This is a genomic window from Herbaspirillum sp. LeCh32-8 (assembly GCF_017814915.1).
GTDB lineage: Bacteria > Pseudomonadota > Gammaproteobacteria > Burkholderiales > Burkholderiaceae_D > Herbaspirillum.
The window spans coordinates 1-22,293 of the sequence record NZ_JAGIPZ010000012.1 but is presented as its reverse complement, the minus strand read 5'-3'; the positions used below and the strand labels follow the sequence as shown (position 1 = coordinate 22,293).

The window sequence follows — 22,293 nt, the reverse complement described above, 5'->3', positions numbered from 1 at the left end:
GATGAACAAGCAGGGCAAGCTCGACAAGCTGATGTCTTCCGCCTGGTCGCAGTGGCTGCTGTCGCTGGCCGTTGCCGCGCTGGCGAGCTGGGGCGTGGCGCGCAGCCACCTGGCCGACCATGCACAGGGCCGCTGGTTGTTGGCGGCGCTGGTGGCGCTGGCCTACCTGGTGTTTTGCGTGCTCACCGTCGTGAACTACCAACGCGCGCAGCGCCGGCAGGAGGCCCTGTGGACGGGGGATGCCGATCCGGCGTCCAGCGTCGGCGATGCCGGCGTATTGATCGCCTTCGCCAGCCAGACCGGCTTTGCCGAGCAACTGGCGCTGCAATCGGCGCAAAGCCTGCGCAAGGCCGGCATGGCGGCGCGTGTGCTGCCGCTGGTGCGGGTGAGCGACCAAGACCTGCAGTCGGCGACGCAGGCGCTGTTCATCGCCAGCACCACCGGCGAGGGCGATGCGCCGGATGCCGCCTCGGGGTTCGCGCGCCGGATGGCGGCACCCGGTCAGGCATCGCTGGCCGGTTTGCGCTACGGCGTGCTGGCGCTGGGCGACCGCAGCTATGCGCAGTACTGCGCCTTCGGCCATGCCATCGACGCCTGGCTGCGCCGCCGTCATGCCCAGCCCATGTTCGACCCGGTGGAAGTGGACAACGGCGACGAAGGCGCGCTGCGCCACTGGCAGCACCAGCTGGGCGTGCTGTGTGGCCGCAGCGACGACGCCGACTGGAGCGCGCCGGCCTACACCCGCTGGCGCCTGTCCGAGCGACGCTGCCTGAATCCCGGCAGCGCGGGTGATCCGGCCTTCCATCTCGCGCTGACGCCGCTGGATTTGCCGGTGCCGCACTGGCAGGCCGGCGACATCGCCGAGATCGGCCCGCGCAACAGCGGGGCCGAGGTGCAGGCCTTCCTGCAGCAGCTGACGCTGGATGATGGATTGTTGGCCGATGCAGCGCTGGCGCAGGCGCTGGCCGATCGCCAGTTGCCGCGCGAGGCCGATGCGCTTGCCGCCTTGCGCGGCCTGCCCGCGGAGCAATTGCCGGCGCGCTTGAAGCCGCTGCCGCATCGCGAATACTCGATTGCCTCGCTGCCCGAGGATGGCGCGCTGGAGCTGCTGGTGCGTCGCATGCGCCAGGCCGACGGTCGGCCGGGCATCGGTTCCGGCTGGCTGACGCTGCATGCGCAGGAGGGCGGCGAGATCGCCTTGCGGGTGCGCGCCAACAGCGCGTTCCACCCGCCGGCCGACGCCGGCCCCTTGATCCTGATCGGCAACGGCACCGGGCTGGCCGGCTTGCGCGCTCACCTGCGCGCGCGGGCGGCGGCCGGGCGCAGGCGCAACTGGTTGCTGTTCGGCGAGCGTTCCCGCGCACACGATTATTTCCACCGCGAAGAAATCGAGGCCTGGCAGGCGCAGGGCTTGCTGGCGCGGCTGGACCTGGCCTTCTCGCGCGATCAGCCGCAACGGGTCTATGTGCAGGACAAGCTGCGCGAGGCCGCAGTCGAGCTGCGCCGCTGGGTGGAGCAGGGGGCGTCCATCTATGTCTGCGGCAGCCTGCAGGGGATGGCCGCGGGCGTGGCCGCCGCGCTGCAGGAGATCCTCGGCGACGAGGCGCTGATCACGCTGGCCGAGCAGGGACGTTACCGGCGCGACGTCTATTGAGCCATCCCGGCGGCGGCTTATCCCGCGCCGGCCGCCGTTCTTGTCCCGGATTTGCGTTTTCTCCCCGTTGCACGAGAAAATAGGGCGTCAAATCAAAGAGATAAGAACAACATGAGCCTATTCACCAGCCTTTTGCTGATCCTGCTGCTGGTCGTGGTCAGCGCCTTCCTTTCCTGCGCCGAGATCTCCATTGCCGCCGCACGCAAGATCCGTCTCGAGATGATGTCAAAGGAGGGCGAGTCCAACGCCGACCGCGTGCTGGCGTTGCAGGCGCAGCCCGGCAATTTCTTCACGGTGGTGCAGATCGGCCTGAACGCCGTCGCCATCCTGGGCGGCGTGGTGGGCGAACCGGCCCTGACGCCGCACATGCGCGAGCTGGTCTCCCCGTTCTACCAGGGCCCGTGGCTGGAAAACATCAGCTTCGCCATGTCCTTCCTGGTGGTGACCAGCTTCTTCATCCTGTTCGCCGACCTGATGCCCAAGCGCCTGGCGATGGTGGCGCCCGAGCGCGCGGCGGTGGCGCTGGTCAAGCCGATGTTGCTGCTGGAGTCGCTGTTCAAGCCGCTGGTGTGGTTCTTCAACAATTTGTCGAAGTCGATCTTCACCCTGTTCGGCCTGCCGCAGGTGCGCCAGGAAGTGATGACTCCCAACGAGATCCACGCCATCGTCGATGCCGGCGCCCAGGCCGGCGTGCTGCTGACGCAGGAGCATCACCTGATCGAGAACGTGTTCGAGCTGGAAAGCCGCTATGTGCCGTCGGCCATGACGGCGCGCGAGAGCATCGTCTACTTCCTGCTGACCGACAGCGAAGCCACCATCCGCCAGAAGATCATCGACCATCCGCATTCGCGCTTCCTGGTGTGCGACGGCCATATCGACGCCGTGCTCGGTTACATCGACAGCAAGGACGTGCTGAAACGCCTGCTCAAGGGCGAGCAGTTTTCGCTGGCCGACAAGGGCCTGGTGCATAGCCCGCTGTCGATTCCGGACAGCCTGAACCTGTGGGAAGTGCTGGAGCGCATGAAGGCGATGGACGAGGATCTCGCCATCGTGGTCAACGAGTACGCGCTGGTGGTGGGCATCATCAGCATCACCGACGTCACCAGCGTGCTGATGGGCAACCTGCTGGCGATGGCCGAGGAGGAGCAGCAGATCGTCCGGCGCGACGAAAACTCCTGGCTAATGGACGGCCTGACGCCCCTGAACGATGTGATGAACGAGCTGGACATCGAGGAGTATCCCAATCCGGTGGGCTACGAGACCTTGGCCGGCTTCATCATGTACATGATGCGCAAGATCCCGAAGAAAACCGACTTTGTGCTGTTTTCGGATTTCAAGTTCGAGGTGGTCGACATCGAGGGCAATAGAATCAACCAGTTGCTGGTGACGCGCTTCAAACAAGACAAGGGCGAATCGGCAGCGGCCAGGGACGCGGCCGGCGTCTGAGTCGTCGGCGACATCCAAGGCAACGGCAGCACCAGCATCACGACAGGCGAGGCAGGCCGCATGAGACGGCCTGCTCAGGGCGGGAACCTTCATGAAACGGAGTCCGCCATGTATCTTCGCCGCGCACCACGCCGGCTGACAGGCCAGCCAACGTACCCGGAGCACCCGCATCAATCTTCCAGCCGGCTTTCGCGTCGGCTTTTCCGTCTTTTATCTCCATCCCCGTCGCTCGCATCCGCACTCGCCGGCGAGCCGGCGCGGCGCCTCTGGCTGCGCCGCCTGCCGGCTTTGCTGGCGCTGGGCGTGGAGGGCGCGCCATCGGCATGGGCGTCAGGCAGGCCGCCGCTGATGCTGGCCGGTCTTTACCGGGAAGGCATCGCGCTGATCGACTTCTGGGTCAGCGAAAAATACGACGGCATTCGCGCCTACTGGGACGGCCGTCGCCTGTACAGGCGCGGTGGTGAAACGATTCAGGCGCCATCCTGGTTCACGCAGGATTGGCCGGCGCGGCCCTTGGATGGCGAGTTGTGGGGCGGCCGCGGGCAATTCGAGGCGACGCTCTCCACGGTGCGTCGGCAAGTCCAGGATGAACAAGCCTGGCACGACATCAGCTTCATGGCGTTCGACATGCCGGCCGAACAAGGCTCGTTCGACCAGCGCTTGCTGCGCCTGCAAGCGCTGGTGGAGACGATAGGCCAGCCGTGGGTGGTGGCGGTGCGCCAGCGCAAAGTGAGCAACCATCAGGCGTTGCAACGCTTGCTGGAAGACGTGGAACGGCGCGGCGGCGAGGGCTTGGTGCTGCATCGCGGCGCCTCGTCATACAGCGTCGGGCGCAGCGATGATTTGCTCAAGCTCAAGTCGCACCTGGATGCCGAGGCCAGGGTGATCGAGTACCTCGCCGGCAAGGGGAAATATCAGGGCATGGTCGGCGCCCTGGTGCTGGAGACGCCCCAGGGGCTGCGCTTTCATATCGGCAGCGGCCTGTCCGACGCCCAGCGTCGCGATCCGCCGCCGCTGGGCAGCGTGGTCACGTATCGCTATCGCGGTTTGCATGTTGGCGGGAGACCGCGCTTTGCAGTGCTGCTGCGGGAGAGAAGCGAATGAGCGCGGTCAGGAAAAGCTGAGAAAAATCGAATTAATTCGAGACTTTTCTTATACCCAGACGAGTTCGGTACAAGCATACTTCTACTCGTCGCTTGTCGCAGATTGCTGTACTCGTGGGGGACAGGCGACGCAGCAGTTGTAGCAATGGAGTGGGGTGCCCGCATCCGAAAGGATGCGGGCTTTTTTTATGCGCGCCGGATCAGGCCGCCTGGCCGCGGCCGTGGTTGCGCTCGGAAATCTGCGCGTTGAGCGTCCAGAAGTCGTACAGCACGCCCAGCAGGAACAGGCCGCCGGTGAGCAGGTAGATCACGCCGCTGATCCACTTGCCGATGTACATGCGGTGCGCGCCGAACAGGCCGAGGAAGGTCAGCAGCAGCCAGGCCACCGAGTAGTTGGCGTCGCCGCCGACGAAGCGTCGGTCAGCCTCGCGATCCATCGACGGGATCAGGAACAGGTCGATGATCCAGCCGATGCCCAGCAGGCCCAGCGTGAAGAACCAGATGGTGCCGGTCACCGGTTTGCCGTAGTAGAAGCGGTGCGCGCCGGTGAATCCGAAGATCCAGAGCAGGTAGCCGAGGGTTTTGCTGTGTGTGTCGTGGGTCATCCGGACTCCGTGGTCGATAAAAAGAAACAGCCTTCAGAGCCGCAATGCGCCTGACAGGTTCCGTCAGGTGCGCCCGGCCGGCAGGTGGCGCGCGCCAAACAGCGGCTTTTGCACCATCTGCGTCAAGAGTACCCCGGCCAGGCTGACGCCGCCACCGATGAGGTGGTAAGCATGCATTTGCTCGTTCAGCCAGACGATGGCGCAACCCGCCGTCATCACCGGCAGCAGGTTGATGAAGATGCTGCAGCGGCTGGGGCCCAGGCGCTTCACGCCTTCGATCCACAGGTAAGACAGCAGGATTGACGAGCCGATGCCGGAGTAGCCGATCAGCGGCAGCGTGCGCGCATCCAGCGCCGCGGCGCCGGCCGGCAGCAGCAGGAACTGCGGCAGCATGAATGCCAGGCCCGCGATGGCCTGCACGTAAATCGCCTGCCAGGCCGGCACGGTCAGCTTCCAGTGCTTCAGCAGCACGCCATAGAGCGAGTACGACAGCGCCGCTAGCAGCATCAGCGCGTCGCCGATATGCACGCCGCCGCGCAGCGCTTGCGCGATGTCGCCTTGCCCGACCAGGTACAGCAGGCCGGCAAACGACAGCACGCCGCCCGCGGCCATGCCCAGCGTCACCGCCTCCCCCAGCACCAGCACCGAGAGCAGGGCCGTCAGGAGCGGGATCAGCGCGGTGACGATGGCCATGTTGGTGGCGGTGGTGCTTTCAGCGGCGCGGTACGACAGGCTCTGGAAAAACGCCATCGCGAGCAGGCCCGACAGCGCCAGCTTCCACCAGTGGCGGCGGATCAGCGCGCGGTTGTTCCACAGCGGCTTGAGCACGAAGGGGCTCATCAGCGCCAGCAGCAGGATCAGGCGATAGAAGGTGATGGCCACCGGCGAGATGGCCGAGGCGGCCAGCTTGGAGACGATGACGTTGCCGGCCCACAGCACGATGGCGAGGAAGGGGTAGAAATAAGAGGTCAGTGGCATGGCATTGAATAAAGAGCGTTGAGAACAGTGGATGAGGGCGATGGCGCGGCTCGGGGCATGCGCCATCGGATCTCATCCTGCCCGTCTTTGGGGAGTCCTTCGCGTGCTAAGATGCCGATTCTTATCTTGAAAGTGACATTACCATTCACGTGGACACCGACCACTACCAGGACCTGATCGCCGCCAATGCTCCTTGCGGCGCCCTGGCCATCGACTATCCGCATGGCCACGTGATCGCGCCGCACCGCCACCCGCACGCCCAGCTGCTGTACGCCATCGAGGGCGTGTTGTGCGTGGAGACTGCCGACGGCCGCTGGGTGGTGCCGCCCACCCGCGGCGTCTGGCTGCAGCCGGAGGTCGAGCACCAGGTGCGCATGCGCGGCGACGTCAAGATGCGCACCGTCTTCATCAATACCCCCGAGTTGCCCAATCTGCCGCAGCAAAGCTGCGTGCTGGACATTCCGCCGCTGCTGCGCGAGCTGATCGTCTCGGCCGTCGGCCTGGGGCTGGGCGCGCAGCTGGAGCCTGACTCACGCGCCTGGCACCTGCTGCGCCTGCTGGTGCTGGAGCTGCGTACGGTGCCGGTGTTGCCGCTGTACCTGCCGTTGCCGGCGGAGGCAGGCCTGCGCGGGATCTGCGAAGACCTGATGCGCGAGCCAGACCAACTGGTCACGGTGGAGCAGCTGGCGCAGCGCCTGGCGATCGCCACCCGCACCTTCCACCGGCGCTTTCAGGCCGGCACCGGCATGCGTTTCGGACACTGGCGTCAGCAGGCGCGGCTGCTGCTGGCGCTGGAGCAGTTGGCGCGCGGCGACAAGGTGATCGATGTCGCGCTGGCCCACGGCTATACCAGCCAGAGCGCTTTCGCGGCGATGTTTCGCAAGCATTTCGGCAGCGTTCCCAGCCGCTTCTTCCGGAACGATGAAATTCCCGCGCCGTGAACATGAGCGATGCGCGTGCGCCACGCCGCAGGCCCGATTCGCCGCGGCAAGCGGCGGCCTTCCCGCAAGGAAAGGTCAACTGGTGTAAACTGTGACGCTCATCGGAGGCGCAGACCTCCACGCCAAATCCACTACATCCCGTTGCAATCGTGCGACCTTCGCTGCTCATTCCGCTGATCGTGGGCTGTTCCCTGTTCATGGAGAACATGGACGCCACGGTGCTGGCCACCGCGCTTCCCGCGCTTTCGCGCGACCTCAATCAAGACCCGGTCACCCTGAAACTCGCCATCACCGCGTATGTCGCGGCGCTGGGCGTGTTCATCCCGATCTCGGGGTGGATGGCCGACAAGCTGGGCGCGCGCAAGGTGTTTCGCGCGGCCATGATCGTGTTCATGGGCGGATCGCTGCTGTGCGCGGTGTCGGGCTCGCTGGTGACCTTCGTGGCGGCGCGTTTCCTGCAGGGCATCGGCGGCGCCATGATGGTGCCGGTGGGGCGCGTGATCATCGCGCGTTCGGTCGACAAGTCCGAGCTGGTCAAGGCGGTCAGCTACCTGACGCTGCCCGCGTTGCTGGGGCCGGTGGTCGGCCCGCTGCTGGGCGGCTTCATCACCACCTACTTCCACTGGCGCTGGGTGTTCCTGATCAACATCCCGTTCTGCTTCCTCGGCCTCTACCTGGCCGGCCGCTACATCCAGAATTTCACCGAAGACGATCCGGCGCCGCTGGACGTGAAGGGCTTCGTGCTGACCTCGGTGGGGGCGTCCATGATCATGCTGGGCCTGTCGCTGTTCGGCAATCACCTGGTCGACGGCGCCACGCCGATCGCCATGTGCGGCATCGGCGTCATCGCACTGGCGATGTACTACCGCCATTCGACCCAGATCGCCTTCCCGCTGCTGGACTTTCGCCTGCTGCGCATTCCCACGCTGCATGCCAGCGTGGTGGGCGGCTCGATGTTTCGCATCGGCCTGGGCGCGGTGCCGTTCCTGCTGCCGCTGGCCTTGCAGGAAGGCCTGGGCATGACCGCCTTCCAGGCCGGCATGATCACGTGCGCCTCGGCCTTCGGCTCACTGTTCATGAAGCTGATCGCCACCCGCGTGCTGCGCCGCTACGGTTTTCGCACGGTGCTGATGGTCAATGCGGTGTTCGCCGGTATCGCGCTGGCGGCGTATGGCGTGTTCAGCATCAACATGCCTTACCTGCTGATCGCGCTGATCGTGCTGATGGGCGGCGTGTTCCCGGCGCTGCAGTTCACCTGCCTCAATTCCATCGCCTACGCCGATATCGACGCCCGCGACGCCGGCCGCGTCACCAGCTTGGCCAGCGTGATCCAGCAGCTCTCGCTGGGTATGGGCGTGACCATCGCCGGCCTGGTGCTGCAGGCGTCGAGCTATGTGCAGGGCCACGCCACCATTGTCGAAGCCGACTTCTGGCCGGCCTTCCTGGTGATCGGCCTGTTCTCGATCGCTTCGGTGCCGATTAGCGGCAGGCTGCCGCGCAACGCCGGCCTCGAACTCTCGCAAGGCAAGTAGGCCAATCAATCAGGCCGATTCCGGCGACCTTGAACCGGACTTGGCCGGCAACGTCCAAGCCCGGTATCATCGCAGCGGCGTCGCATGGTTTGCGACGCCGTTTCTTCATCGACCGGAGTTTTCCATGTCCAAGATTTCTTCCCCGCTGCGCCGCCTCACGCTGGGCGCGCTCATGCTGGCGAGCTGTTCCGCCTTCGCCTTTTCCCTCGCCGACATCAGCAACCAGGACGCCACCAGCGGCCTGAAGGCGGCGCTGGAGAAGGGCGCCAATACCGTCGTGGCCAAGCTGGGCCAGCAGAACGGCTTCCTCAACAACGACAAGGTCAAGATCAAGCTGCCCGGTGCGCTGGAGCAGGCCATGCCGATCATCCGCATGACCGGGCAGGGCGACAAGGTCGACAATCTGGTAGTGGACATGAACCACGCCGCCGAGGCCGCCGTGCCGATGGCCAAGCCGCTCCTGGTCAACGCGGTGAAGTCGATGTCGGTGAGCGACGCCAAGAACATCCTCTCCGGCGGCGACACCTCGGTGACCGACTTCTTCCGCCAGAAGACCTCGGGTGAGCTGGCGGCCAAGTTCCTGCCCATCGTCAAGCAGATCACCGACAAGAACGGCCTCTCGGCGCGCTACAACGCCACCATGGGCCAGGTCGCCAAGACCGGCCTGGTGTCGGGCGACCAGAGCACGGTCGAAGGCTATGTCACCCAGCGCGCGCTGGATGGCTTGTTCCTGATGATCGGTGAGGAGGAAAAAGCCATCCGCAAGGATCCGGTGGGCAGCGGCAGCGCCATCATCGGCAAGGTGTTCGGCGCCATCAAATGAGCGTGATTTAGGAACGATCCAAGGACTACCCAAGGAAGATTCAGGCATACGCGCGGCAATATCCGCGCCTTCCGCACGGTGCGATCGGAGGCGCCGGTTCCAGCAATGGAGCCGGCGTTTTTTTCGTCTTGCCGCTTGGACACGTTTGGGAAATGCCTTGCTGAGCAAGGGATTGCGGCGGATCTGAAATGGTAATTTGTTGATTGTTTTGTATCATTTTCATTGTTTTTTGGAACTAAAACTCGGTCTTAAGATCTGCAGGTTATGGATTCATTTTTTAACATTGCTGGACTGTCTTAAGCGATTGCGTTAAACTATCGTTTGTCTTCGCGACATAACTTGTTCAACAACGACTCTCAGCAGTTCCAGACCCGTTAGCGGGTTGTCCAAAATTTCCGGCTGGCAGCGCGATCGTCTCCACGACATCCCATCCCTGTCCGGTATGCACCATTGCCGAAGCTTTCTTCGGTTTCATCGCTGCCCGGCAGCTTTCGGTTCGCATCCAAATGATTCGCCCTCGAAGGGCAAGCGAACCAATTACAACTCAATTCAATAACCCGTCGTCGCGGCGTCATGTCGTGCCGGCTATACCAACAGGGGGTAACATGACACGTGTTCGTCACGTCTTCGCCGGCGCGTTAGGTTTCGCGCTGGTCATCGCGGGATTGGTCTGGTGGATCGGTCCCGACGTCATCCGGCAATACAGGGACGACCTGGTGTACTACACCGGCAAGCATCTCGAACTGGTGTTCTGTTCGATGGCGCTGGCGCTGGCCGCCGGCATCCCGGCCGGCATTGCGCTCTCGCGGCCCTCGGCCCAGCGCACCGCCGAGACCTTCATCCAGTTCTTCAACATCGGCAACACCATTCCGTCGATCGCGGTGCTGGCACTGGCGCTGGCCTTCTTCGGCATCGGCAACTGGCCGACCATCCTGGCGCTGTGGCTGGCTTCGCTGCTGCCCATCGTGCGCAATACCTACGAAGGCCTGAAGAACGTGCCGGCCTCCATGAAGGAAGCGGCGCGCGGCATCGGCATGAAGCCGCACCAGATCCTGTTCAAGGTTGAACTGCCCAATGCGCTGCCCATCATCGGCGGCGGCGTGCGCACCGCGCTGGCGATTAACGTCGGCACCGCGCCGCTGTCGATGCTGATCGGCGGCGAGAGCCTGGGCGGCCTGATCTTCCCCGGCATCTACCTGAACAACCACGGCCAGCTGCTGCTGGGCGCGGCCGCCACGGCGCTGCTGGCGCTGGTGCTGGATGCGCTGGTGACGACGCTCTCGGGCATCTACCTGGCCCGCCGCGGATTGCGCGCCTGAGGGCATGCGCGGGCGGCAACGGCGCCGCCCATCCCTCCTTTTCATCAAAAAGAATGGCTGCGGGCCGCACACGATGCGGCCAAGCGGCAGAGAGGAATCATCATGAAACCAAGATATTTCGCATATGCCCTGGCGCTGGCTGCGGGCTTGTTCGCCGGCGTGTCGGCGCAAGCCCAGCAGATCGTCGTGGGCGGCAAGAACTTCACCGAGCAGTTGCTGCTGTCGGACCTGACCGCGCAATACCTGCGCGCCAAGGGCTATGAGGTCGATCTCAAGAACGGGCTGGGCACCACGCTGATGCGCTCGGCGCTGGAAAGCGGCCAGCTCGACATGGTCTGGGAGTACACCGGCACCGCGCTGATCGTGTACCACCACGTGGAAGAAAAACTGCCGCCGGAGCAGATCTACGCCAAGGTCAAAGAACTCGACGCGCCCAAGAACCTGGTGTGGCTCAATGAATCCGCGCTCAACAACACCTATGCCTTCGCCATGCCGGAGAAGACCGCCGAGGAATATGGCATCCATACCCTGAGCGACCTGGCCGCGCGATACAAGGACGAGGACAAGGCCCACCTGATGGGTGTGGACTACGAGTTCGCCTCGCGTCCCGACGGCCTGGGCCCGATGCAGGCGCTGTATGACTTCAGCATGAAGCGCAGCGAGATCAAGCAGATGGACCCCGGCCTGGTCTACACCGCGCTGAAGAACGACCAGCTCTTCGTCGGCCTGACCTACGCGTCGGACGGCCGCATCAAGGGCTTCAACCTGAAGCTGCTGGAAGATGACAAGAATTTCTTCCCGCCCTACAAGGCCACGCCGGTGGTGCGCAAGGAAATCCTCGACAAGAACCCCAAGCTGGCCGAGCAGCTCAACGCGCTGGCCGCGAAGATCGACACCGAGAAGATGACCGAGATGAACAAGCGCGTGGACATCGACCAGGAGCCGGTCAGCAAGGTGGCCGAGGATTTCCTGAAACAACAAGGCTTGATGTGAGGAGGGCAGGGACATGAATATCTTCGACTACCTCCAATCCGACTGGCAGAACATCCTCGAGCTGACGCTGCAGCACCTGAAGCTGGTGGGCATCGCGGTCAGCCTGGCGATCATCATCGGCGTACCGCTGGGCATCCTGGTGGTGCGCGTGCGCTGGTTGGCCGGCCCGCTGATGGGACTGGCCACCGTGGTGCTGACGGTGCCGTCCATCGCGCTGTTCGGCCTGATGATCCCGATGTTCTCCAAGTTCGGCGCCGGCATCGGCCCCTTGCCGGCGATCACCGCAGTGTTCCTCTATTCGCTCTTGCCCATCATGCGCAACACCTACCTGGCGCTGGACAACATCGAGGCCGGCGTCAAGGAGGCGGGCATCGGTATCGGCATGACCTTCTGGCAACGACTGCGCATGGTCGACCTGCCGCTGGCGGTGCCGGTGATCCTGGGCGGCGTGCGCACCGCCGTGGTGATGAACATCGGCGTGATGGCGATCGCCGCCGTGATCGGCGCCGGCGGCCTGGGCGTGCTGATCCTGCATGCCATCAGCCAAAGCAATATGCAAAAACTCGTGGTCGGCGCGGTATTGATCAGCGTGCTCGCGATCATCGCCGACACCCTGCTGCAGCGACTGCAGAAAATCCTGACACCGAAAGGAGTACAAAAATGATCGAACTGGACCAACTGAGCAAGACCTACACTCAAAAGGACGGCACCCAGGTCAAGGCGGTGGATTCCGTCAGCCTGAAGGTGGCTGAAGGCGAGATCTGCGTCTTCCTCGGCCCCTCGGGTTGCGGCAAGACCACCACGCTGAAGATGATCAACCGCCTGATCCGCCCGACCTCCGGCCGCGTGCTGCTGGACGGCAAGGATACTTCCGGCATCGACGAGGTCGAGCTGCGCCGCCATATCGGCTACGTGATCCAGCAGATCGGCCTGTTCCCCAACATGACCATCGAGGAAAACATCACCATCGTTCCGCGCCTGCTGGGCTGGGACAAGAAGCGTTGCCACGAGCGCGCTACCGAGCTGATGGCGATGGTCGCGCTGGACCCGAAGAAATTCCTCAAGCGCTATCCGCGCGAGTTGTCCGGCGGCCAGCAACAGCGTATCGGCGTAATCCGCGCACTGGCGGCGGACGCACCGGTGCTGCTGATGGACGAGCCTTTCGGCGCGGTCGACCCGATCAACCGCGAATCGATCCAGAACGAGTTCTTCCAGATGCAACGCCAGCTGAACAAGACCGTCATCATGGTCAGCCACGACATCGACGAAGCCATCAAGCTGGGCGACAAGGTGGCCGTGTTCCGTGCCGGCAAGCTGGTGCAGTTCGACAATCCGGACACCTTGCTGGCGCGTCCCAAGGACGAATTCGTGGGCGCCTTCGTCGGCCAGGACAGCACCCTGAAGCGCCTGCTGCTGGTGCGTGCCGGCGAAGCCGCGACCACCCCGGCCACCGCGCGTCCGGACGTCTCCTGCGACCAGGCGCTGGCGCTGATGGATGACCAGGATGCGCGCTACCTGACCATCACCGACGCCGACAATCGGGCTGTGGGCTACCTGACCCGCCGCGACGTGCGCGGCAACGCGGGCGTGGCCGAAGACAAGGTGCGCCCGTTCACCATGAACGCCGCGCCAGACGAGAACCTGCGCGTGGTGCTGTCCAAGATGTACAAGCACAGCACCAGCTGGATGCCGGTGATCGACAATGACGGCAGCTACGTCGGCGAGGTCACGCAGGACTCCATCGCCAGTTACCTCAGCTCGGGCAAGTCGCGCGGGATGGCGTTGGCGGCTTGATACTGCTGGCGTGGCGTGTGTCACCACGGCCGTGCAACGACACTGGGTCCCGGCTTGCGCCGGGATGACAGGCTGGGGATGGCCTCGCACAGCCGAAGGTTCCAGTTCTCTCCTCCGTGTCGTCCCGGCGCAGGCCGGGACCCAGCGTCGTTAGCCGTCAGGAGCTCCGGTCCGCAAAAGAAAAACGCCCGCATCGATGATGCGGGCGTTTTTTATTCTGCAGCAGCCTAGTCGCAGCGCAATGCCTCAGGCAAATACCTTATGCATGAACATCGCCTTGCCGGTCTCGGGCTTGAGTTCATAGCCGTCGAAGCCGCAGGAGCGATACAGCGCGCTCGCCACGGTATTGCCTTCCAGGACTTCCAGCGTGATCTTGCAGCAGCCCAGCGCGCGGGCTTCTTCCTCGACCCGCGCCAGCAGGCGGCGGGCGATGCCCTGGCCGCGATATGCCGGCATCACGGCCAGGTCGTGGATGTTGAGCAGCGGCTTGCAGGCGAAGGTCGAAAAGCCCTCGATGCAGGTCGCAAGACCGGCCGGCGCTGCGCCATCGAAGGCGAGGAAGACATGGGCGGTGGGGCGCTTCCGCAGTTCGGCTGCGAGGTTCTCGCGCACGAACTGCGGCAGTGCCTTGCCGCCTCCCATGGCATCGGAAGCATAGGTATTGAGCGTCTCGAACAGTGCCTCGGCGTGCGCCGCATTGCCGAGGTCAGCCTTGATGATTTCAATACCCATGTCTTCCTTTCTTCTTGTCGGTGGATAAGGACTGCGCTGTGCGGATTACTTGCGCGGACCGCTGTGCGTCAGCGCCGACGGCTTGGGGCCGCCCTGGCGTTGCTGCTGCTGGCCATGGCCGCGCTGTTGACCACCGCCGCCATTGCCTGCGCCGGCATGCGCGCCTTGCGGACGCGAAGGCTTGCGCTGCGGGTTGCCGCCGTTCGGACCGCCGTTGCCGGGAGCGCGGGGCTTGGCTTGTTGCTGGCCATTGCCGTTACCGTTGCCGCCCTGGCGTGCGCCGCCGTTGTTGCCGGCGTTGCGCGCCTGGCCGCCCTGGGCGGGTTTGGCCTGGCCCTGCGCGGGCTTGGACGCCTGGCCGCCGTTGCCGCCGCGCGATGCGTTGCGCTGGCCGCCGCGACCGCCGTTCTGGTGGCGACCCTGGCCGCTGCGCAGCTGGATCGGCTGCGGCTTTGCGGTGGGGTCGGGTTCGAAGCCGGGGATCACTTCCACCGGGATCTCGCGTTTGATGAAGCGCTCGATGTCGTACAGCATGTCGCGCTCGTCGATGCACACCAGCGATACCGCTTCGCCGGTGGCACCGGCGCGGCCGGTGCGGCCGATGCGGTGCACGTAGTCTTCCGGCACGTTGGGCAGGTCATAGTTGACCACGTGCGGCAGCTGGTCGATGTCGATGCCGCGCGCGGCGATGTCGGTGGCGATCAGGGCGGTCAGCTTGCCGTCCTTGAACTCGGCCAGCGCCTTGGTGCGCGCCGACTGGCTCTTGTTGCCGTGGATCGCCATGGAGGTGATGCCGTCGCGCGCCAGCTGTTCGACCAGCTTGTTGGCGCCGTGCTTGGTGCGGGTAAACACCAGCACCTGCTTCCACTGGTGGGTCTTGATCAGGTGCGCCAGCATCGGATGCTTCTTGTCACGGTCGACCGGGTGCAGCTTCTGCGCGATCACTTCCACGGTGGAGTTGCGGCGCGCCACTTCGATCAGGGCCGGGTTGTTCAGCAGGCTGTCGGCCAGCTTCTTGATCTCGTCGGCGAAGGTGGCCGAGAACAGCAGGTTCTGGCGCTTGGGCGGCAGGGCTGCCAACACCTTGCGGATGTCGCGGATGAAGCCCATGTCCAGCATGCGGTCGGCTTCGTCCAGCACCAGGATCTGAATGTTCTGCAGGTTGACCGTGCCTTGCTGCATGTGGTCCAGCAGGCGGCCCGGTGTGGCGACCAGGATGTCCACGCCGCGCTTCAACAGCGCGATTTGCGGGTTGATGCCGACGCCGCCGAAGATGCAGGCTGAGGTCAGCGGCAGGTACTTGCCGTACTGGCGCACGCTTTCTTCAACCTGGGCCGCCAGTTCGCGGGTGGGGGCGAGGATCAGCGCGCGGATCGGGATCTGGCCGTTGACCTTGTTGCGCGGCATGGCCGACAGGCGTTGCAGCACCGGCAGCGTGAAGCCGGCGGTCTTGCCGGTGCCGGTCTGGGCGCCGGCCAACAGGTCGCCGCCGGTAAGCACGGCAGGAACGGCCTGGGATTGAATCGGAGTGGGCGAGGTATAGCCTTGTTCGGAAACAGCACGAACGATTTCGTCGGACAAGCCGAGCGCGGAAAATGACATGAGACTCTGAAAATGGGTTCGGCCTGTCGCCGCAGTGGGCGCCAGTCGCAGGCAGACGGGGTTGAAACTTGAAGAGGGCGGCGGACTTGACTGGTGGTGTGCCGCGCTGGCCGCAGTATAACAGTCGTCCGGGGCCGGATTGGAAATTATTTTCCCGGCTCGGCCGTGGCGCGCGCTGGCGGCCGGCGCTGGCATCGGGAAAGGAGTGTCTTGCGTCGCCGTTCAGGACAGGTCGGCGGCTTTCTTGCAACGCCGCGCCAGCAGCTCGCGCGAGCGCGCGCAGATTTCTTCGGTGCTGAGGTCTTCGATGTGGGTGGCGATCGACCAGACATGGCCGTACGGGTCGCGCAGGGTGCCGGAGCGGTCGCCGTAGAACTGGTTCTGCACCGCGCGCAGCTGCACCGCGCCGGCCTCGATGGCCTGGGCGAACACGGCGTCGACGTCGGCCACGTAGACCAGCAGGCTGACGCCGGCGCCGCCCAGCGTCTGCGGGCTGACGAAGCCGAGCTCGGGATATTCATCGGCCAGCATCACGCGGGCGTTGCCGATCTGGATTTCGGCGTGCCAGATCTTGCCGTGCGGGCCGTCCAGACGCATGATCTCGGCCGCGCCGAAGGCGCGACGATAGAAGTCCATGGCGGCGGCGGTGCCGTTGACGATCAGATAAGGGGTAACGCTGTGATAGCCCGGGGGCAGGACGCAGGACGCGTCGGAAGAGTGCGGGGCGGTCTGGCTGGTGGGGCTGGACATGTTGTCTCCTCGGTCATCGCCGGTGGCCTCACTATACATGGAGGAGCCTGCCGGCGAATGATCAGGAGAGCAGTTTAGGCAAATTCGGCCGATTAAGCGAACGCGATGCAGCGAACCCGGTGACCGGGCCCGCGCATCATCAGGCGAATTCGGACAGCAGGTTGACCTGTTGCGCGAAGATCTTCGGGCTGCCGGCGATGACGTCGCCCTTGTAGAGGTAATCGGAGTCGCCCTTGAAGGTGCCCACGATACCGCCGGCTTCGGTCACCAGCAGCGAGCCTGCGGCGATGTCCCAGGGCTTCAGGCCCTTCTCGAAGAAGCCGTCCAGGCGGCCGGCGGCGACGTAGGCCAGGTCCAGCGCGGCGGCGCCCGGGCGGCGCAGGCCGGCGCTGTGCTCGGTCATGACCTTGAACATCTTGACGTATTCGTTCAGGCCGTCCAGGTCGCGGAACGGGAAGCCGGTACCCAGCAGGGCGTCGGCGATCTTGTCGCGCTTGCCCACGCGGATGCGCTTTTCGTTCAGGTAGGCGCCGGCGCCCTTGGAGGCGGTGAAGAGGTCGTTGCGGGTGGGGTCGTAGACCACCGCCTGCGTGATGATGCCGCGCTGTTGCAGCGCGATGGAGACGCAGTATTGCGGGAAGCCGTGGATGAAGTTGGTGGTGCCGTCCAGCGGATCGATGATCCAGACGTTTTCGTTTTCATCGTGCAGGTTGTCGGACGCGCCGGACTCTTCAGCCAGGATGGCGTGGTCGGGATAGGCGGTCTTGAGCACGTCGATGATGGCGTCTTCTGCTGCCTTGTCGACTTCGGTGACGAAATCGTTGTGGGACTTCTTGGAGACCTTCAGCAGCGACACGTCGAACGACGCGCGGTTGATGATGGTTGCGGCGCGGCGGGCTGCCTTGATCGCCGTATTGAGCATGGGTGGGATGATCATTCCGATGGTTCCGTTAAAATTGCGACGACGATCAGGTCGTCGCGTTTGCTAACCGTTGCTAACCGTCGACCCCGTCTCCCTTTCGCGAATGCGTTGTCGTGAAGCCACGGCCAACCCATGCGTGCGAAAGAAAGCACAGCAGTAAAACGACATTGCGACAATGAAATTAATGAGCGATGCGCACTCCGCAGGCTGTATGCTTGCGGGCTTGCCGGGAAAGGGCGGGTTGGCGGTCTGCCAACATCGGTCTTCCGGGCGCGAATCCCGCTATTTTAAATGAACAAGCAAGAATCCGAACACTCTCTTTTTAGCCGCCTGCGCTTTGTGCTGGTCAATACCAGCAGTCCGGGCAATATCGGCTCGGCCGCGCGGGCCATCAAGACCATGGGCTTTTCCGAGCTGGTGCTGGTCAATCCGCGCTTTCCGGACGCCGTGAAGGAGGACGAGGCGGTGGCCTTCGCCAGCGGCGCGCTGGATGTGTTGCAAAACGCACGCGTGGTCGACAGCGTCGAAGAAGCGTTGCAAGGTTGCAACTACGCCGCCGCCGTCAGCGCCCGTTTGCGCGAATTCTCGCCGCCGGTGGTGGCGCCGCGCGCACTGGCCGGCCAGCTGTCGCAGGACCAGGGCTTGAACGCCGCGCTGCTGTTCGGCAACGAACGTTTCGGCCTGCCCAACGAGGTGGTGCAGAAATGCCAGGCCTTGATCAACATCCCGGCCAATCCCGATTACTCCTCGCTGAACTTGGCGCAGGCGGTGCAGGTACTGGCCTATGAATGCCGCATGACCGAGCTGGAGCTGCGCGGCGGCCCGATGCAGACCAGCGGCGATGCGCGCGCGCCGGGCGAGGTCGGCTTTCAGGGCAGCAGCGCCGGCGTGGCCGAGATCGAGGGCATGTTCGCGCATCTGGAAGAGGCCCTGGTCGCCATCGATTTTCTCAATCCGGACAACCCCAAGAAGCTGATGCCGCGCTTGAAGCGCATGTTCGCGCGCGCCCAGCTCGAGACCGAGGAGGTCAACATCCTGCGCGGCATCGCCCGCCAGATCCTGGAGCCCAAGCAAGCGAAGGCCCGCAAGAACGAAGAAGGAGGCCCGGAGCATGGCTAAGCTGACCCTGGACCGCATCCTGCAATCGCAGGGTTTCGGCTCCCGCAAATACTGCCGCGAACTGATCGACGACGGCGAAGTGGCGATCAATGGCGAGGTGGTCGACGACTACCGCGCCACGCCCGACACCAACGGCCTGGTGCTGACCATCTTCGAGGAAGAATGGGAGTACCGCGAGCACGTCTACATCGCCATCAACAAGCCGCCCAACATCGAGTGCTCGCGCAAGCCCAGCCACCATCCCGGCGTGCTGACCATCCTGCCGGAACAGTTCACCTGGCGCGACGTGCAGCCGGTAGGCCGGCTCGACCACGACACCACCGGCCTGCTGCTGATGTCGGACGACGGCGCCTTCATCCACGCCCAGTCCTCGCCCAAGCGTCACGTGCCCAAGGTCTACGCGGCCACCACCGCCGAGCCGGTGACCGACGCGCTGGTGGCGCAGCTGCTGGCCGGCGTGCAGCTGCACGACGAACCGGCGCCGCTGGCCGCCACGCGCTGCCGCAAGCTGGGCGAGAACCTGCTGGAGATCGTGCTGGAGCAGGGCAAGTACCACCAGGTCAAGCGCATGCTGGCCGCCGCCGGCAACCATTGCAGCGCCTTGAGCCGCACCGCCATCGGCGGGCTGAAGCTGGAAACGCTGGAGCTGGAAGAGGGGGAGTGGATCTACCTCGATGCGCAGCAGATGGCGTTGCTGGTGCCGGACTGATGACGGTCTTCGGGCTTTCGCGGTTTGCCCCGGTTTGCTGTCATGCGGTTGATTCGGTCTCCGCATAACGGCGCAGGCCGGGACCCAGCGTCGTTCGCTATACCTCGCCGGCAATAAAAAACGCCATCGTATTTACGATGGCGTTTTTCTTTTGCGGCAGCGAAATGCTCAGTGACGTACGTCGCCGGCCTCGGTGCTGCTGGCCACATCGCCGGCGAACAGCTGGGCGCAGTCCACGGCGTCGAACTCGTAGTGCTGGCCGCAGAAATCGCAGTTGATGCCCAGCTTGTCCATCTGCGTGAGCGCGTCCTCCACTTCTTCGCGGCCCAGCATCTTCAGCATGTTGCCGACCTTCTCGCGCGAGCACGAGCAATGGAAGCTGGGATGCGCCGGGTCGAACACGCGGACGGTCTCTTCCCAGAACAGGCGGTGCATCAGGGTGGCGATGTCGGTGGACAGCAGCTCTTCGCGGCGCAGGGTGTTGCCCAGCATGACGAAGTGATTCCAGGTGTCCTCGTCGCTGCCTTCGGCCTTGGCCGTGGGGGCGTTGATGCCGCCTTCGCCGGGCAATTTCTGCAGCAGCAGGCCGCGCGAAACCTTGTCGTCAGCCGCCAGCCACAGCTTGGTGTCGAGCTGCTCGGAGCGCAGCATATAGTTCTCGATCACGGTGGCCACGCTGTCGCCGTCCAGCGGCACGATGCCCTGATAGGGTTGCTGGCCCGGCAGCTTTTCCTTGGGGTCGAGCGTGATCACGAAGCGGCCGTGGCCGTGGGCGTTGATCAGCTCGGTCAGCGTGGCATCGTCGGCAATCACCACATCGTCGGCCAGCTTGGCCGTGGCGCGCAGCTGGAGCTCGGAGTCGCACTCCACCACCAGCAGCTTGACCGGGCCGTCGCCGTGGATCTGCATGACGATCATGCCGTCGAACTTCAGGTTGGCCGACAGCAGGGCGGATGCCGCCAGCATTTCGCCCAGCAGCGTCTTGACCGCGACCGGATAGTCGCGGCGCGCCTGCACCTGTTGCCAGGTGTCGGAGATTTCGACCAGCTCGCCGCGTACGGGAGCAGTGTCGACCAGGAATTTTTGCAGCGTGTCTTTCATTGTTTCCTTTTGCTTGGCGGCTCAGGCAATGCGCTTGAGCTTGGCCTTGAACTGTTGCGCGCGCTGCACGTAGCTGTCGGTGCCGGCGTGCATGCGCGCGATATCTTCTTCACTCAGTTGGCGCACCGCCTTGGCGGGGGCGCCGATGATCAGCGAATTGTCGGGGAACTCCTTGCCTTCGGTCACCAGCGCGCCGGCGCCGACCAGGCAGTTCTTGCCGATCCTGGCGCCGTTGAGCACCACCGCCTGAATGCCGATCAGCGCGCCCTCGCCGATGGTGCAGCCGTGCAGCATCGCCTGGTGGCCCACGGTGACGTTCTTGCCGATGACCATCGGGTAGCCGATGTCGGTGTGCAACACGGCCCCTTCCTGCACGTTGCTGTTCTCGCCGATGGTGATGAGCTCATTGTCGCCGCGGATGGCAACGTTGAACCAGACGCTGGAATGTGCCTCCATCTTCACCTTGCCGACCACGGTCGACGATTCGGCCACGAACGCGGTGTCATGGATTTCGGGGATGTCCTGCTCCAATTGGTAGATGGCCATAATAAAATTGTCTCCTTGTTCAGCCTTTGTTCCTGCCTGTTGGCAATCCGCCTTTGCCGCTTGCCCTTGTATATGGTGGCAAAGCCGGCGTCATCAACCGCATATTTTACCGTCCCTTGAAAGAAGCATCCTTGGATCACGTCCCCTCCCCAGTTGAAGAGTTTTCATTTGCCGGCCTGCGCGCAGGCGCGCTGGCTTGCCTGAAAGAAACTGCGCCGCCGGCCAAGTGCGCCATGGTCAAGGCCTTGCACCGCGCCTGGCATGCCGGGGAGCTGGCGCTGGAGGAGGCGGATATCGCAGCCGGGGTGCCGGCCGCCGGCATTCCCGGCCGTCCGGCCAGGCCGGAGCTGGTGTCGCCGCTGCAGGTGAAGCTGCGCTCGATGGCTACGCCCGAGGGGCGGGCGGCGCTGATCCATGCGCTGGCGCATATCGAATTCAACGCCATCAACCTGGCGCTGGACGCCGTGTGGCGCTTCCCCGGCATGCCGCGCGACTTTTACGCCGACTGGCTGCAGGTCGCGGCCGAGGAGGCTTACCACTTCTCGCTGCTGGCTGACCATCTGCAACACCTGGGCTATGCCTACGGCGATTTCACCGCCCACAACAGCCTGTGGGAAATGGCCGAGAAGACCGGCGCCGACGTGCTGGGCCGCATCGCGCTGGTGCCGCGCACGCTGGAGGCGCGCGGGCTGGACGCGGCGCCGCCGGTGCGCGCCAAACTGGCCCAGGCCGGCGACATCGCCGCTGCTGAAATCCTCGACATCATCATGCGTGACGAAGTCGGCCACGTGCTGATCGGCAACCGCTGGTTCAACTGGCTGTGCGAGCAGCGCGGCCTCGATCCCATTTCGACCTTTGCCGAGCTGTGCGTGCGTTACAAGGCGCCGCCGCTGCGCGGGCCGTTCAACCTGGAGGCGCGCCGCGCGGCCGGTTTCTCGGATGAAGAATTGCTGATGTTCAAGGATGTTGCCGGCTAGGCCATGCTTTCCTCGAATCGCCTTTTTCATTCGCTGCCGTCCTCGCATGATCCCGAGGCCTCGCTGGGCTCGCGGCGATTTTTGTAACGCTTTTTCTTGCCTGGCCGGATTGTGCGACTGCTGTGCTATCGTCGCCGGGTTTTCGATCCACCGGGGATCGCTTTTCAGGAAAGGATGACAACATGAACAAGATGTCCAAACTGCTGGCCGGCCTGGTAATGGCAGGCGCCGCAGCGGCGCTGCTGGCCGCGTGCCAGAAGAAGGAAGAGCCGGGCCCGGCGGAAGCGCTGGGCAAGCAGATCGACGGCGCCGTGCAGGAAGCCGGCAAGCAGATCGAAGCCGCCACCGGCAAGGCCAAGGAGCAGAGCTCTGACACCGGCAGCAAGCTGGGCGAGGCGATGGACAAGGCCAAGGCCGACGCCAAGGAAGCCTACGAAAAGACCAAGGAAGGCGCCAAGGAGCTGACTCAGAAGGCGGGCGAGAAAGTGCAGGAAGCCGGTCAGCAGATTCAGGACGCCTCCAAAAAGTAAGTTCTTCGGCAGCGCATCATCTGCAAAAAAGCCTCCCCTCTGAACTGACCCCATAAAGTTGGACGGTCATTAGCCGGTTAAGGCGCTAAGGACTGAGTCCTGTATTGCACAGGACTC

22 protein-coding genes are annotated in these 22,293 nt (G+C 64.3%); 14 read left to right on the top strand and 8 right to left on the bottom strand.

Annotated elements, in window-relative coordinates; all coding sequences use genetic code 11:
* The first annotated feature begins 1 nt into the window (after position 1).
* From J8I26_RS18595 to J8I26_RS18585, 3 genes are all read left to right on the top strand, one after another.
* Entirely contained in the window at positions 2–1,654 is a 1,653-nt protein-coding gene (locus tag J8I26_RS18595; RefSeq protein WP_245200405.1) for a sulfite reductase subunit alpha, read from the top strand.
* 111 nt (positions 1,655–1,765) lie between these two features.
* Positions 1,766–3,100: a hemolysin family protein gene (locus tag J8I26_RS18590; protein WP_209608597.1), complete on the top strand. Its 1,335-nt coding sequence runs from the start codon at positions 1,766–1,768 to the stop codon at positions 3,098–3,100.
* 108 nt (positions 3,101–3,208) lie between these two features.
* Positions 3,209–4,204, top strand: coding sequence for a DNA ligase (locus J8I26_RS18585; protein WP_209608596.1), 996 nt, complete (start codon positions 3,209–3,211; stop codon positions 4,202–4,204).
* A gap of 199 nt (positions 4,205–4,403) precedes the next feature.
* On the opposite strand, the gene J8I26_RS18580 is transcribed toward J8I26_RS18585, so the two are convergent.
* Both J8I26_RS18580 and J8I26_RS18575 read right to left on the bottom strand, forming a co-directional pair.
* Positions 4,404–4,808 carry an NINE protein gene (locus J8I26_RS18580; RefSeq protein WP_209608595.1) on the bottom strand — a complete coding sequence of 135 codons (405 nt, stop codon included), beginning with the start codon at positions 4,806–4,808 and terminating at the stop codon, positions 4,404–4,406.
* 63 nt (positions 4,809–4,871) lie between these two features.
* The gene (locus tag J8I26_RS18575; RefSeq protein ID WP_209608594.1) at positions 4,872–5,786 is read right to left on the bottom strand and encodes a DMT family transporter; all 915 of its coding nucleotides are present in this window, start codon (positions 5,784–5,786) and stop codon (positions 4,872–4,874) included.
* A gap of 149 nt (positions 5,787–5,935) precedes the next feature.
* Between J8I26_RS18575 and J8I26_RS18570 the strand changes: the two genes are divergently transcribed.
* The 7 genes from J8I26_RS18570 (at position 5,936) to J8I26_RS18540 (ending at position 13,188) form a co-directional block, all read left to right on the top strand.
* The gene (locus tag J8I26_RS18570; protein WP_209608593.1) at positions 5,936–6,727 is read left to right on the top strand and encodes a helix-turn-helix transcriptional regulator; all 792 of its coding nucleotides are present in this window, start codon (positions 5,936–5,938) and stop codon (positions 6,725–6,727) included.
* A 197-nt stretch (positions 6,728–6,924) separates the two neighbouring features.
* Complete coding sequence (locus J8I26_RS18565; RefSeq protein WP_209608686.1) at positions 6,925–8,259, top strand: MFS transporter; 1,335 nt, start codon at positions 6,925–6,927, stop codon at positions 8,257–8,259.
* A 124-nt stretch (positions 8,260–8,383) separates the two neighbouring features.
* Positions 8,384–9,082 carry a DUF4197 domain-containing protein gene (locus J8I26_RS18560; protein ID WP_209608592.1) on the top strand — a complete coding sequence of 233 codons (699 nt, stop codon included), beginning with the start codon at positions 8,384–8,386 and terminating at the stop codon, positions 9,080–9,082.
* Positions 9,083–9,687: 605 nt separating this feature from the next.
* Complete coding sequence (locus tag J8I26_RS18555; protein WP_209608591.1) at positions 9,688–10,401, top strand: ABC transporter permease; 714 nt, start codon at positions 9,688–9,690, stop codon at positions 10,399–10,401.
* A 102-nt stretch (positions 10,402–10,503) separates the two neighbouring features.
* Positions 10,504–11,394, top strand: a complete 891-nt coding sequence (locus J8I26_RS18550) for a glycine betaine ABC transporter substrate-binding protein (protein ID WP_209608590.1) — start codon at positions 10,504–10,506, stop codon at positions 11,392–11,394.
* 13 nt (positions 11,395–11,407) lie between these two features.
* A complete protein-coding gene (locus J8I26_RS18545; protein ID WP_209608589.1) occupies positions 11,408–12,058 on the top strand; it encodes an ABC transporter permease in 651 nt (216 codons plus the stop codon).
* Positions 12,055–13,188, top strand: coding sequence for an ABC transporter ATP-binding protein (locus J8I26_RS18540; RefSeq protein ID WP_209608588.1), 1,134 nt, complete (start codon positions 12,055–12,057; stop codon positions 13,186–13,188). Before J8I26_RS18545 ends, J8I26_RS18540 begins: the two co-directional genes overlap by 4 nt.
* A 246-nt stretch (positions 13,189–13,434) precedes the next feature.
* On the opposite strand, the gene J8I26_RS18535 is transcribed toward J8I26_RS18540, so the two are convergent.
* The 4 genes from J8I26_RS18535 to J8I26_RS18520 form a co-directional block, all read right to left on the bottom strand.
* A complete protein-coding gene (locus tag J8I26_RS18535) occupies positions 13,435–13,920 on the bottom strand; it encodes a GNAT family N-acetyltransferase (protein WP_209608587.1) in 486 nt (161 codons plus the stop codon).
* Positions 13,921–13,965: 45 nt separating this feature from the next.
* Positions 13,966–15,522: a DEAD/DEAH box helicase gene (locus J8I26_RS18530; protein WP_209608586.1), complete on the bottom strand. Its 1,557-nt coding sequence runs from the start codon at positions 15,520–15,522 to the stop codon at positions 13,966–13,968.
* A gap of 222 nt (positions 15,523–15,744) precedes the next feature.
* Complete coding sequence (locus tag J8I26_RS18525; RefSeq protein ID WP_209608585.1) at positions 15,745–16,272, bottom strand: VOC family protein; 528 nt, start codon at positions 16,270–16,272, stop codon at positions 15,745–15,747.
* A 139-nt stretch (positions 16,273–16,411) separates the two neighbouring features.
* Positions 16,412–17,209 carry an inositol monophosphatase family protein gene (locus J8I26_RS18520; protein WP_209608584.1) on the bottom strand — a complete coding sequence of 266 codons (798 nt, stop codon included), beginning with the start codon at positions 17,207–17,209 and terminating at the stop codon, positions 16,412–16,414.
* 276 nt (positions 17,210–17,485) lie between these two features.
* On the opposite strand from J8I26_RS18520, the gene J8I26_RS18515 reads away from it, so the two are divergent.
* Both J8I26_RS18515 and J8I26_RS18510 read left to right on the top strand, forming a co-directional pair.
* A complete protein-coding gene (locus J8I26_RS18515) occupies positions 17,486–18,313 on the top strand; it encodes an RNA methyltransferase (RefSeq protein WP_209608583.1) in 828 nt (275 codons plus the stop codon).
* Positions 18,306–19,022, top strand: coding sequence for a pseudouridine synthase (locus J8I26_RS18510; RefSeq protein WP_209608582.1), 717 nt, complete (start codon positions 18,306–18,308; stop codon positions 19,020–19,022). The genes J8I26_RS18515 and J8I26_RS18510 overlap by 8 nt, the downstream gene beginning before the upstream one ends.
* Before the next feature lie 168 nt (positions 19,023–19,190).
* On the opposite strand, the gene hslO is transcribed toward J8I26_RS18510, so the two are convergent.
* Complete coding sequence (gene hslO / locus J8I26_RS18505; protein ID WP_209608581.1) at positions 19,191–20,123, bottom strand: Hsp33 family molecular chaperone HslO; 933 nt, start codon at positions 20,121–20,123, stop codon at positions 19,191–19,193.
* 21 nt (positions 20,124–20,144) lie between these two features.
* A complete protein-coding gene (locus tag J8I26_RS18500) occupies positions 20,145–20,669 on the bottom strand; it encodes a gamma carbonic anhydrase family protein (RefSeq protein ID WP_198981054.1) in 525 nt (174 codons plus the stop codon).
* 131 nt (positions 20,670–20,800) lie between these two features.
* Between J8I26_RS18500 and J8I26_RS18495 the strand changes: the two genes are divergently transcribed.
* Positions 20,801–21,646 (top strand): ferritin-like domain-containing protein, encoded by an 846-nt coding sequence (locus J8I26_RS18495; protein ID WP_209608580.1) that lies wholly within the window; start codon positions 20,801–20,803, stop codon positions 21,644–21,646.
* A 182-nt stretch (positions 21,647–21,828) separates the two neighbouring features.
* On the top strand, positions 21,829–22,176 hold the full coding sequence (locus J8I26_RS18490; RefSeq protein WP_209608579.1) for a hypothetical protein: 348 nt from the start codon (positions 21,829–21,831) through the stop codon (positions 22,174–22,176).
* Positions 22,177–22,293 lie beyond the last annotated feature (117 nt).

Coding starts and splice junctions, on each gene's coding strand:
- J8I26_RS18500 (WP_198981054.1), bottom strand. CDS start 20,669: ATGGCCATCTACCAATTGGAGCAGGACATCCCCGAAATCCATGACACC.
- hslO (WP_209608581.1), bottom strand. CDS start 20,123: ATGAAAGACACGCTGCAAAAATTCCTGGTCGACACTGCTCCCGTACGC.
- J8I26_RS18515 (WP_209608583.1), top strand. CDS start 17,486: ATGAACAAGCAAGAATCCGAACACTCTCTTTTTAGCCGCCTGCGCTTT.
- J8I26_RS18525 (WP_209608585.1), bottom strand. CDS start 16,272: ATGTCCAGCCCCACCAGCCAGACCGCCCCGCACTCTTCCGACGCGTCC.
- J8I26_RS18520 (WP_209608584.1), bottom strand. CDS start 17,209: ATGATCATCCCACCCATGCTCAATACGGCGATCAAGGCAGCCCGCCGC.
- J8I26_RS18575 (WP_209608594.1), bottom strand. CDS start 5,786: ATGCCACTGACCTCTTATTTCTACCCCTTCCTCGCCATCGTGCTGTGG.
- J8I26_RS18530 (WP_209608586.1), bottom strand. CDS start 15,522: ATGTCATTTTCCGCGCTCGGCTTGTCCGACGAAATCGTTCGTGCTGTT.
- J8I26_RS18590 (WP_209608597.1), top strand. CDS start 1,766: ATGAGCCTATTCACCAGCCTTTTGCTGATCCTGCTGCTGGTCGTGGTC.
- J8I26_RS18510 (WP_209608582.1), top strand. CDS start 18,306: ATGGCTAAGCTGACCCTGGACCGCATCCTGCAATCGCAGGGTTTCGGC.
- J8I26_RS18550 (WP_209608590.1), top strand. CDS start 10,504: ATGAAACCAAGATATTTCGCATATGCCCTGGCGCTGGCTGCGGGCTTG.
- J8I26_RS18580 (WP_209608595.1), bottom strand. CDS start 4,808: ATGACCCACGACACACACAGCAAAACCCTCGGCTACCTGCTCTGGATC.
- J8I26_RS18585 (WP_209608596.1), top strand. CDS start 3,209: ATGTATCTTCGCCGCGCACCACGCCGGCTGACAGGCCAGCCAACGTAC.
- J8I26_RS18565 (WP_209608686.1), top strand. CDS start 6,925: ATGGAGAACATGGACGCCACGGTGCTGGCCACCGCGCTTCCCGCGCTT.
- J8I26_RS18540 (WP_209608588.1), top strand. CDS start 12,055: ATGATCGAACTGGACCAACTGAGCAAGACCTACACTCAAAAGGACGGC.
- J8I26_RS18595 (WP_245200405.1), top strand. CDS start 2: ATGAACAAGCAGGGCAAGCTCGACAAGCTGATGTCTTCCGCCTGGTCG.
- J8I26_RS18560 (WP_209608592.1), top strand. CDS start 8,384: ATGTCCAAGATTTCTTCCCCGCTGCGCCGCCTCACGCTGGGCGCGCTC.
- J8I26_RS18555 (WP_209608591.1), top strand. CDS start 9,688: ATGACACGTGTTCGTCACGTCTTCGCCGGCGCGTTAGGTTTCGCGCTG.
- J8I26_RS18490 (WP_209608579.1), top strand. CDS start 21,829: ATGAACAAGATGTCCAAACTGCTGGCCGGCCTGGTAATGGCAGGCGCC.
- J8I26_RS18545 (WP_209608589.1), top strand. CDS start 11,408: ATGAATATCTTCGACTACCTCCAATCCGACTGGCAGAACATCCTCGAG.
- J8I26_RS18535 (WP_209608587.1), bottom strand. CDS start 13,920: ATGGGTATTGAAATCATCAAGGCTGACCTCGGCAATGCGGCGCACGCC.